This is a genomic window from Variovorax sp. M-6, from assembly GCF_052114385.1.
Classification (GTDB): Bacteria; Pseudomonadota; Gammaproteobacteria; order Burkholderiales; family Burkholderiaceae_C; genus Variovorax.
This window is the reverse complement of record NZ_JBFREQ010000075.1, coordinates 1-5,635: the sequence shown is the minus strand read 5'-3', so window position 1 is coordinate 5,635 and position 5,635 is coordinate 1. Positions and strand designations below refer to the sequence as shown.

The following is a 5,635-nucleotide window of genomic DNA, read 5'->3' as shown; positions in this document are numbered from 1 at the left end:
AACGACAACAGGATCAGGGACTTCATGTCTGGTCTCAGGCGGTGGGCAAGGTGTGCGCCTTGAAGGTCTCGCGCAGGCGGTTCTTGAGCATCTTCCCGGTCGCGCCGAGCGGGATCGCATCGACGAAGACGACGTCGTCCGGCGTCCACGACAATCGCCGTGCACGAGCGGTGGTGCCCGGCAAGGATCGAGGTGCTGATGAGTTCGTCAAACATGGGGGTTTCTTCCGCGATGCCGGAAGAGGCAGGTGCGTGCGGATGGAGTACATGGATGATCGAAAAAGTAAGTGATTTCGGCAAAGTCCCTTGCCGACACTTGCTTGTCAATTTCCGACAAGCTAGTGAATACCCGCCCCTGCACGGAGACCTGCGATGACCGCTGCACCCAAGCGCGCGCCGGTGCGCTACTTTTCGCTGATGCTGGGATTTCTGGCGGCGCAGGGTGTGGATACGACCCGTCTGCTGGAGATGGCGCGGATCGAATCGAGCCGTTTCGAGCGCAGCGACGGCATGCTGCTGCCGATGGAGGTGGAATCCTTGATCATCGCGGCGTACCGCCTCACCGGCCGCACCGACCTGGGCTTCGAGGTCGGCCGCCTGATCAAGCTCAATTCGCACGACCTCCTCGGCTACGCGATGCTCAGCTGCGAGGACCTCGACCGCATGCTGCGACTCACGAGCCGCTACTGCCACTTCATCACCGAGATGTTCACAATGAGGTATCGACGCTGGCCGGAGCGTGGCGAAGCCGTGTTCGCCCCGGTGGTCGCCATGCCGGTGCAAACCATGCGCTTCTCCTTGGACGTCATCGCGCTCTCGGTCCAGAACCAGCTCGAGATGCTGTTCGGCCCGGAGATGACGCCCTACGACATTCGCATGGGAATGCCGGCCCCGGAGCACCATGCGCGCTACGCCGCCCTGGGCGCGGCGCGTTTCCATTTCGATGACAGAGCCCTGCCCGGCATCACGCTGTCGCTGGACCGCGCGCTGCTCGACCGGCCGTTTCCGATGGCCTCGCCGCAGGTGGTCAAGCAGGTCGAGGAGCACATGCAGTCATTGCAGCGGCGACCGGCTCCGGACGCGGGCTGGGGCGACTATGTGGCCATGTTGCTGCGCGAATCGACGGGACAAGTCACGCTCGACGGCATCGCTCAGCGGATGAACATTTCCGCACGCACCATCGATCGCAACCTGAAGAAGGAGCACCTGAACTTCCGCGATTTGTCGCAGCAGGTGCGCTTCGAACGCGCACGCGAGCTGCTCGGGGAGCGGGGCGCGACGGTGGCACGGGTCGCCGAGCAGCTTGGCTTCAGCGATGCGGCGAACTTCAGTCGTGCGTTCCGGCGCCACGCCGGTGTGACGCCGGGTGAGTTTCAGCAGCAGGCGGGTTCCGGGGCGGGGCCATAGCGTCCGGCGCTCGGCGGCCGGACGACGCACTCCCTCGCGCAAGACGCGGCGCGCCTCGCCTTGCCTCTATGGCGTCCGCAATCAGGCGACTTTCACGACTGCAGGCGGTTTCCACATGCCGTTGATGATCGAAGGCCCGTTGTCCTTCGGCCAGTACATACGCATCATCGGAATGAATTCACCCTTCGGCGCGGGGAGCCAGTTGGCTTCCTTGTCGACGCCTGGCGAGTCATTCTGGAAATAGAGCGTCGTCGATCCGTCAGCGTTCTGCTTCAGGTCGTTGCGCGGGCTGACCGTGAATTTGTTCAGCGCGTTGGGGACGAACCACCAGCCCTTGTCGATCTCATACATCGTGATCGACCAGAAGCCATTGACGGGCGGCATCTGGCCCTTGGGGAAAGTCACGGTGTACTTGTTAGTGCCGGTCAGCTTTTCACCCTTGGAATCGACTTCCGTGTAGGGATAGACGGCATCCTTTTCCTGGTTCGCGGGCCACCCCAACGCTGCGACGGTGGCGCGCTTGAGGTAGTCATGAGGCCCGTAGCTGCCAAGCCCCTTGGAAACCACCCAACCGTTCACGACCGAACCGAGGCTCTTGGCGTTGCCCTCGATCTTTTTCAGAGCGGTCTGCGGGAGGTCCTTCAGCGCGGCCTGCACGGCGGGATCGAGCTTGCTCATCTCGAATGGTTTGCCAGGAACGATGCCCAGCTTCGCCATGCGCGCGAGGATCGGCCCGTCCGCCTTCGCTGGCGGTGCATCGCCGCCCATCAGCTTCGCCATGAGGCTGAAATAGCCTTCGGTACCCATGTCGAGAATGACCTTTTGCGGGGAATCGGTCATGCTGAAGCCCGGGTTAGGGTTCACGGCCGGCGTCACCGGGGTGTAGGGCTTGCCCCAAGCGGAGAGCGGCGTGATCTTGTACTGCGCTTGCAGCGCGTTGACCGTCTTGTAGTCTGCATCGGTGCCGTTGGCGTAGGTGCGTCCCAGGATGACCATGTACCGGGTTGCCGACGGGAAGTGGTTCATCCCTGCCGGTACCTTGCCCTTCCAGCCAGGGCCGGTGAACAGATAGTTCGCAGCCTTTCCATCAGCGGTGCGCTTGCTCGGCGAGGCCGTGGAGTCCGACATCCACAGATCGACCACCTCGAACAGATAGAAGCGATCTCCCATCGCGGGATGACTGAAGACTTGAGGCTCGGACAGATCGAGCCATGCAACGGAGTAGAGCGTATCGGCGTTGGGCGCCGACACGAGCCGAAAGTCGGCCGGCGGATAGCGCTCGACGTTTCCGAATTGACCGGTCGGTGCTTTCATGCTGTCTTGCTTGGGCACATTGCTTCCCTGCACGCGGGTCACTTCGGTCGTGATGAGCGAGTAGCCGTAGATGTAGGCGTCCTCGGCGATCTTCTGGGCCTCTGCTGGCGACAGGGCCTTCGCAGATGCAGGAAGGGAAATGCCTGCGCCAGCCGTGCCGGTAGCCAGCGCCAGGTGAATGAAGGTTCGCCTGCTCGTTGTCATTTTTGGCCTCTCTGAAAGTTAAGTGAGTTCATTCACGTCCGGCGTGCTGGACCTGCCAGGTGTTCCACTCCGCGAGGATGATTGCCACGGAAACACCCGTCACTTGTCCCAAGGGGCAGCCGTCCTTGCCCGAAAGGGCAACTGCAAGGGACATCGTGTTCCTGATAGCGCCATGACGCCTACAAGTCAGCTTCCAGACAGGTCAGGCCGCCTGAAGTGAAACCTCTTCGAAGGTTCGCAGCGGCTTGATGAACGGCTCCACCAGCTTGCCGGCTTGCTCGAGACATTGGCAACGCAGATCGGGCGGCCGGAAAGCCGACATTGCCACTAAGAGTCGGAACCAACTTGCGCGACGCGGCGATGTGCGGAGCGAATGACGAGGCTTCCACTTCAGCGTAGCCCCGAACTTCCGACGGCAAAGCACCCGCCCTGCGGATTTTCACGATTCCGGAGTGCCGCGCCATCCGAACGCCCACGCGGGAACACGTACGTGGCGTAGGTGGGCGCCGGGATAGGCCCTGATCCGCTCGAACATCGAAAATGGCCTGCAAGCGTCGATAGCCACGGTGTTTCAGTTCCTGGAGACTTCCATGAAGCGCTACATGCGGCCTCACGGGGCCAGAGCCCTCGCCTTGAAAGCGCTTCCATGCGCGTTGCTGCTCGCGGCGGTGCTCATGGCGGACACTGCGGCGCAGCCGGCGACGAGCCCGCCCGGGGCTGTGGTCTTCCTCGACCAGGGCTGGACACCCGCCGAACGGGCGTGGTATTACCAGGTCTCGCAAGGCTCGGCGGCGTTGCCCTACGACCTGTTCATGAATCTCGAGGTGGCGGGCAGCCAAGAGCTCTTCCGCTCCGATGCGAACAGCGAACGCTACGGGCTGGTCCCTCAGCCTGCTGATCCGAAAGAAAATCCCGATGGGCTGCCGATCGGACTGAGCAAAGCATTGATCAAGAAGCCTGGCGGAGGAGTCCAGGCATACGCTGGCTTTACCTGCGCCGCCTGCCACAACGCGCAAGTGATCTACCAGGGCAAGCGCATCCGCATCGACGGCGGCGCAAGCAGCACCTTCGACCTGATGGGCTACGTCTTGGCCGCCGATGACGCCTTGCAAGCCACATTGGCGGACCGACAGAAGTTCGATCGCCTGGCTGCGCGTCTTGGCGCGATGAGCGCGGAGGCCAAGAGCGAGTTGGGGAAGCGCTTCGAAAGCGAAGCTGCGACCATTCACGAATACCGTACGCGCACGCTCGTGACACCCACCGTCTGGGGGGCCTCGAGAATCGATGCGATCGCCTCGATTGTCAATCGTGTGGTATCCATCGAGCCGCAAATTCCCCAGAACTCGTCCACACCGTTCGCGCCGAGCAAGGCGCCCTTCCTGTGGAACTCGCCCCAGGGCACTTGGACTCAGTGGCGGGGCGTGCAGCAGGATCCGATCCTCCGCAACCTCACGGAAGTCATGGGTGTGTTCATGCCTTTTGACCTGCATTCCAAGACGCCGCAGGAAGGGCTATTCAGTTCGAGCGCGGATTTGCTGAGCTTGCAGAAGATCGAGAATCAGCTGACGCGGCTGGCGCCGCCGAAGTGGCCTGAAGAGATCCTCGGTCGGATCGACCGTCAGAAGGCCGGCGCGGGCAAAGCGCTGTTCGCGACCCATTGTGCAAGCTGCCACAACGCCTGGCCCTATACGTGGACTGCACCGAACAAGTACGGCAAACGCTTTCTCGAGGTTGGCCTTGTGCCGTACAAGTACGTGGGCACCGACCCGGCACAATTCGAGGTCGTTCGTCCATTCGCGATCACCGGCCATCTCGCACCCTATCTGCCCCCTCCCTTCAAGGACAAAGAAATCCTCCCGACGGGCGCGCTGTACGTGATCATGCAAAGGGCAGTTGCGGAGCGGGCGCTCTCTGAGCTGAAGCTGGACGAAGAGCAATCTGCCAACATTCATGGCTACCGCGAATATCCGCTGCCGCGTCCGCTGGAGGGCGTTTACAAGGCCGCGCCGCGCGATGGCGTGTGGGCGACGCCGCCCTTTATGCACAACGGTTCGGTTCCCAACCTCTACGAGATGCTGATCCCGGCCAGCGAGCGCACCAAGAAGTTCTATGTCGGCCGCGAGTTCGATCCGGTGAAGGTGGGCCTGGACACCAGCGGCAAGAGCGGCACCTTCCTGCTCGACACTTCGCTGCGCGGCAATTCAAATGCCGGCCATTCGTTCGAGAAAGGTCCACTCGGCAACGGGATCATCGGTCCGCTGCTGACCGAGAAGCAGCGCTGGGAGTTGGTCGAGTATCTGAAGTCAATTCCCGAGGAACCGGGCCGGGTGACGCCTTTTGGCGGGCCGGCGAATGCGGTCACAGGCACGAGCAAGTGGTCTCGCTACTGACGCAGGCCGAGCCATGTCCGACCATGTCGACGGCCCGCGCCAGATCGGAGACCCCTCCGCCGATCTGACCGACCTCTTTGCCTTCATCAGTCCGGCGGACTCGAACCRCACCGTGCTGGCGGCCAACGTGTTTCCGTCCGCCGGCACGCTCGCGATGTTCTCGAACGCGATCGACCACGCCATCGTGGTGCGCCGCCTGACGATCGCCGGCATGGGCGACGCGACCAGATTCAGGCCCGGCGATCCGGAGCTTCGCTTCACTTTCCGCTTCGATGCGCTGGAGCGCGCCGCGGAAGGCAAGAGGCCGGTGCAACGCGGCAC

Annotated in this window: 5 protein-coding genes; 4 read left to right on the top strand and 1 reads right to left on the bottom strand. The window is 62.7% G+C overall.

Annotated features, from left to right (window positions below; all coding sequences use genetic code 11):
- On the top strand, nucleotides 1–290 hold a 290-nt coding region (locus AB4Z46_RS34945), incomplete at its 5' end, for a hypothetical protein (RefSeq protein WP_442288142.1).
- Between the two features lie 81 nt (nucleotides 291–371).
- Nucleotides 372–1,406, top strand: a complete 1,035-nt coding sequence (locus tag AB4Z46_RS34940; RefSeq protein ID WP_442288141.1) for a helix-turn-helix domain-containing protein — start codon at nucleotides 372–374, stop codon at nucleotides 1,404–1,406.
- A gap of 81 nt (nucleotides 1,407–1,487) precedes the next feature.
- Here the strand turns inward: AB4Z46_RS34940 and AB4Z46_RS34935 are convergent, their stop codons facing one another.
- A complete protein-coding gene (locus tag AB4Z46_RS34935) occupies nucleotides 1,488–2,924 on the bottom strand; it encodes a DUF1254 domain-containing protein (RefSeq protein ID WP_442288140.1) in 1,437 nt (478 codons plus the stop codon).
- A 590-nt stretch (nucleotides 2,925–3,514) separates the two neighbouring features.
- Here AB4Z46_RS34935 and AB4Z46_RS34930 point away from each other — a divergent pair.
- Nucleotides 3,515–5,314, top strand: a complete 1,800-nt coding sequence (locus tag AB4Z46_RS34930) for a di-heme-cytochrome C peroxidase (protein ID WP_442288139.1) — start codon at nucleotides 3,515–3,517, stop codon at nucleotides 5,312–5,314.
- 13 nt (nucleotides 5,315–5,327) lie between these two features.
- Nucleotides 5,328–5,635, top strand: a 308-nt coding sequence (locus AB4Z46_RS34925) for a DUF4331 family protein (protein ID WP_442288138.1), incomplete at its 3' end; no start/stop codon positions are given.